At 58.6% G+C, this 4,493-nt stretch carries 3 protein-coding genes; all 3 read left to right on the top strand.

Features of this window, described 5'->3' with window-relative positions:
* The first annotated feature begins 171 nt into the window (after positions 1–171).
* The 3 genes from EOA32_RS38980 to EOA32_RS33610 all read left to right on the top strand — a co-directional run bounded on the left by EOA32_RS38980 (position 172) and on the right by EOA32_RS33610 (position 4,171).
* The gene (locus EOA32_RS38980) at positions 172–435 is read left to right on the top strand and encodes a hypothetical protein (RefSeq protein ID WP_189407597.1); all 264 of its coding nucleotides are present in this window, start codon (positions 172–174) and stop codon (positions 433–435) included.
* A 508-nt stretch (positions 436–943) separates the two neighbouring features.
* A complete protein-coding gene (locus tag EOA32_RS33615; RefSeq protein WP_128374017.1) occupies positions 944–2,413 on the top strand; it encodes a competence protein in 1,470 nt (489 codons plus the stop codon).
* A gap of 384 nt (positions 2,414–2,797) precedes the next feature.
* Positions 2,798–4,171, top strand: a complete 1,374-nt coding sequence (locus tag EOA32_RS33610) for an IS1182 family transposase (protein WP_023800878.1) — start codon at positions 2,798–2,800, stop codon at positions 4,169–4,171.
* Positions 4,172–4,493 lie beyond the last annotated feature (322 nt).

Raw genomic sequence — 4,493 nt, 5'->3', positions numbered from 1 at the left:
GAATGACGCTTCGCTGGGGAGAGTTGGCGCGGGGGGTGATCGTGCTCGTCTCGACCTTCCGGACACTGTTGATTTCCAGAATGGCCGATCTACGCTCTGCTCGCCGATGCGAGCGAGCCCACGGCCCTTGCCGGCCGGATTGATGCCGTCGCATTGGACAATGGTCGCGCCGTGGTTGTTCTCGATTGGAAAAGCGACATCGCGCCGACAGAGAAGGACATGCGAATTCACGCAGGTCAACTCGAGGACTACTTGAGAACAACCGGGGCGGACCGCGGTGCATTGGTCTATATGACCGTCTGCCTTGTGGTGGGTGGAGCCCAGTATCCGCCCGGATCGGAGCCGGTGATGTCCGTCAAATTCACGCCCCTCACCAAAGGCGACCTTTGTCTTCTGCACTGTGAATGGCCGCTTCGCGCGGATATCAGTCGTTGAAGCTGACACGGCCACTCTCTGAAAGGGGACTTGAGAGTGCTGAGTCAATGATCGAGTGCGATTGCGCCTTCCTCGTCCCACCTTACTAACGGACCCTCACCGCCTCCACAGAGGAGCGCACGCCAATAAAATAAGCCGGATCGGCGTCGCCGGTGCGCCCCTACGGCGGCAGATGTCCCATTTTCAACGCCTTGTTGCGCTGGCTAGGAGACAGTGCCTTCCAGAAGAAATGCACCCGGCTTGTCTCCACCGATCGCATGTCCAGAAGGTATCGCTGCTTGCGAAGGGTGACGTTGAAGAACGATGGATCATGATCGATGCGTTTGACGAACCCGCCACGACAGAAGATCGCGTGCTACCGCTCGTTCGAGCGAACTTCTCATTCGCCGACTACCATACCTCTGTATAAGAGCCTGCTCGAAACGGTGAAGTATACAGGGTGGCGGTCTTACAAACGATATAAAACTATGCCCAGATGCTCGATCGACAAATCTGTTCGGAGGGGGCCATGCAATATCTTGACGACGATGTAGTAGATCTGCGCCGCGATGACGGCACCACATGGCAGTACTATTGGGGTGATCGATGCGAGGTTCTCTCAGAGGAAGGGGGCAAAAAAAGGGTTCAAATGATCGGGCTCAAAGGGCCGGTGGACGAGGGCTTCATATCTTCGAAGACCAACCTGCGAGATACCGGCTTGCTTCGGTTGTCGATGGTGGATGTGCAGCAGGGAGATGGCCTCATTCTGGATACTCCAGCGGGCAAAGTTGTTTTTATTGATGGAGGCGACAGCAAGCTTTTCGCGCGGCATGCAGCCGCTCGCTACGCGGGAACGTCCGCCGCAGATCCGCTGCTCGTGGATGCGGTGATAGTCACGCACGGGGATGCGGATCACTTCGACGGTCTTTCAGACCTCATCGAATCCGAAAAAAATAGGGAAAAGCGCAAGCGTATTTTTGTGGCCCCGCGCCGGGTCTACCACAATGGACTTGCTAAGCGGCCCGGGAAGATCGACGAAGTGAAAGTGGCCGAAACAGAAATGTTCGGCGCCGTGACAGACGTTGGCGGCCGGCCGTTTGCAACAGAGCTCGTAGAGGCCCCCCGCACTGTTCCCGAACCACAGCTGAACAAGCCTTTTAAGAAATGGGTCCGCACGCTTGGCGCTTGGGCGGATCGTCTCAGCGCAGTCGTCGGCGAGGAGATGATTGTCCGGCGTTTAGATCATACCATAGGGGATGCCTTCGACTTCCTCGAGGACGAAGACGTTCACGTTGAATTGCTGGGACCCATCACCGAGGATGTAGATGGCACTCCGGGGCTCGCATTCCTGCGCGATCCGCCTGATGATGCTCGGCTAATGCTCGGGCTCAAGCCTGGAACAAAGCCAGGGAGTTGGTCGGCATCCCATACCATAAATGGGCACTCCATCTTTATGCGTATCCGGTACGGAAACGTTCGATTTCTTATGACCGGCGATATGAACGAAGAGTCGATGAACCGGCTCCGCGCAGCTTTGCCAAACGCCAGGTTGCGAGCCGAAATCCTGAAGACGCCGCATCATGGATCGGCCGATTTCAACTACGGCTTCCTACAAGAGGTGTCGCCTGTTGTATCTTTGATCTCATCCGGCGATGAGAGCGAGCAGAAGGAGTACATCCATCCTCGCGCGACGCTGATGGCCGCGCTTGGCAAAGCCTCACGAACCACGCCAGGAATCATTTTTTGCACTGAGTTGGCGGCGTTCTTCGCGATGCGCGACTATGTGCAGGACCCTAAAGACCCCACTAGGAAGTTCTTCGCTTTCGAGCGAACGAATTTTGGCATCGCACACATCCGAACAGATGGAGAGCGTGTCTTGGCGTTCACGCATTCTGGCAAAAAAGGGTTCAACGAGGCCTATCGATTTACCGTGTCTCCAAGTGGCGAGATCGAATTCGCGCCTCAGGTGTCAAAGCGGAGTGCACCAAAGCTCACCTAAGAACGCCATTTGCGCGAACTACCGACAAGCTGGCAAACCGACTTTGCTGCCAAGAAGCTAATCGACCTTCCCGATGGCTATCAAGGCAAGCCTTGATGGATTGGCAATTGGCCTTAGGTGGCGCCAGGTCGCATAACATCGTTCGTGGTTCGGCCCGACGAAGCCGTCGTTGCGACGAGTTATGTTGAGCGGCCGCGATGGGGCCGACGGTAATTCTCCGCTCGGGCTGCACGTTCGTGCAAAATATTAATCAGACAGAGCGGAGTGAAGAATTGGAGCGAGTTGGACGCCACGTCCGCTTAGCGCCGATAGTGTTGAAAAAGTCCGGGTTGCAGCGGTCCTGAAGCACTGATTCAATCTTCGTTGTAAGAGGAGATTGAGTCGATGATGGGCGAGCAAAGTGTGATGCAGGAGGAGCTGTTCTATGGCTTCAGCCTGCAGCGGCATGTGCCGGCGGACCACCTGCTCAGAGCGATCGACCGCTTCGTCGATCTGTCCGCCATCCGCCAGCATCTGGCGCCCTTCTACAGCCCGATCGGCCGTCCCTCGATCGACCCTGAGCTGCTGATCCGCATGCTGATCGTCGGCTATTGCTTCGGCATCCGCTCGGAGCGCCGGCTGTGCGAGGAGGTACATCTGAACCTGGCCTATCGGTGGTTCTGCCGGCTTGGCCTCGAGGGTGATGTGCCGGACCACTCAACCTTCTCCAAGACCCGCCACGGACGCTTCCGCGATGCCGATCTGCTGCGCGAACTGTTCGAAACCGTCGTCCGACGCTGCATGGCAGAAGGCCTCGTCGGCGGCGAAGGCTTTGCGGTCGATGCCAGCATGATCGTCGCCGACGCGCAGCGTCAGCGCGGGGTCGAGACGGCCGAGGAGCTCAAGCCTGAGACCAAGCGGGCCGTGGCCGAATACCTCGCCACCTTGGATGATGCCGCCTTCGGGGCCGCCACGCCGGTGGAGCCCAAGTTCGTCTCCCCTGTTGATCCCGCCGCGCGCTGGACTGCCGCTTGGGGTGGCCCAGCCGTCTATGCCTATTGCACGAACTATTTGATCGACGTGGAGCACGCCATCATCGTGGACGTGGAGCCCTCGACCGCGGTGCGCCAGGCCGAGGTGACGGCCGCCAAGACCATGATCGAGCGGGCGCACGACGAGCTCGGCCTCTGGCCGGAGCGGCTGATTGCCGACACCGGCTACGGCTCGGCCGAAATGCTGAACTGGTTGGTGCATGAGCGTGGGATCGAGCCGCATATCCCGGTCTTCGACAAGTCCAGGCGCAAGGATGGCACCTTCTCGCGCGATGACTTCACCTACGACCATAAGGCCGATACATACATCTGTCCTGGCGGGAAGACGCTCAGGCAACGCCAGAAGACCTATCGGGTGCCGCACCCTCTCGTCGACGAGAACGGCATGATGCGCTATCGCGCCAGCAAGCTGGATTGCGACGCCTGTGCCCTGAAGCCCCGCTGTTGCCCGAAGGAGCCGGCGCGCAAGGTGCTGCGCTCGATCTATGAGGGCGCGCGCGACATGGCCCGCGACATCGCCAAGACCGACGCCTACCAGATCTCACGCTATCAGCGGAAGAAGGTGGAGATGCTGTTCGCGCACCTCAAGCGCATCCTGAAGCTCGATCGATTGCGATTGCGCGGCCCCTGTGGTGCCCGCGATGAGTTCCACCTTGCAGCCATCGCCCAGAACCTCAGGAAACTGGCCAAGATCTGCACCCTCGGGACACCCATCCGAGCCACTTAGGGCGAGGAGGTCGCGTCGACCTTAATCAAGACGCTTCGGTGCGAGTGGATCCACGGCTTCATCGCCGACTTCTTCAACACTATCCGCCCATTTCAGCCCTTGAGCTAAACGCAGACTCAACCTGAAAGCAGACATGGCTGGAAGAGGTGGTGCGACACAGGCGGCAGCCAAGCAATTTCCCAGATACATACCCGCACCCGCTCAACGCCCGAGCGACTGAGGCTTTCGAACTTTCAACTCATGTTCAGACGTAGAACTTGAACGGCTGGCGTTTCTCGCCCTTGGCCGACCCCATTGTCAGGACATCGCCGACCATCTTCGC

The sequence above is a fragment of the Mesorhizobium sp. M1A.F.Ca.ET.072.01.1.1 genome (assembly GCF_004023325.1).
Taxonomy (GTDB): Bacteria; Pseudomonadota; Alphaproteobacteria; order Rhizobiales; family Rhizobiaceae; genus Mesorhizobium.
The sequence above is the reverse complement of the archived record's forward strand: the minus strand, read 5'-3'. Positions and strand labels throughout refer to the sequence as shown.

Bases quoted from the DNA above. Each gene is read 5' to 3' on its own strand.
- EOA32_RS33615 (WP_128374017.1), top strand. From the start codon at position 944: ATGCAATATCTTGACGACGATGTAGTAGATCTGCGCCGCGATGACGGC.
- EOA32_RS33610 (WP_023800878.1), top strand. From the start codon at position 2,798: ATGATGGGCGAGCAAAGTGTGATGCAGGAGGAGCTGTTCTATGGCTTC.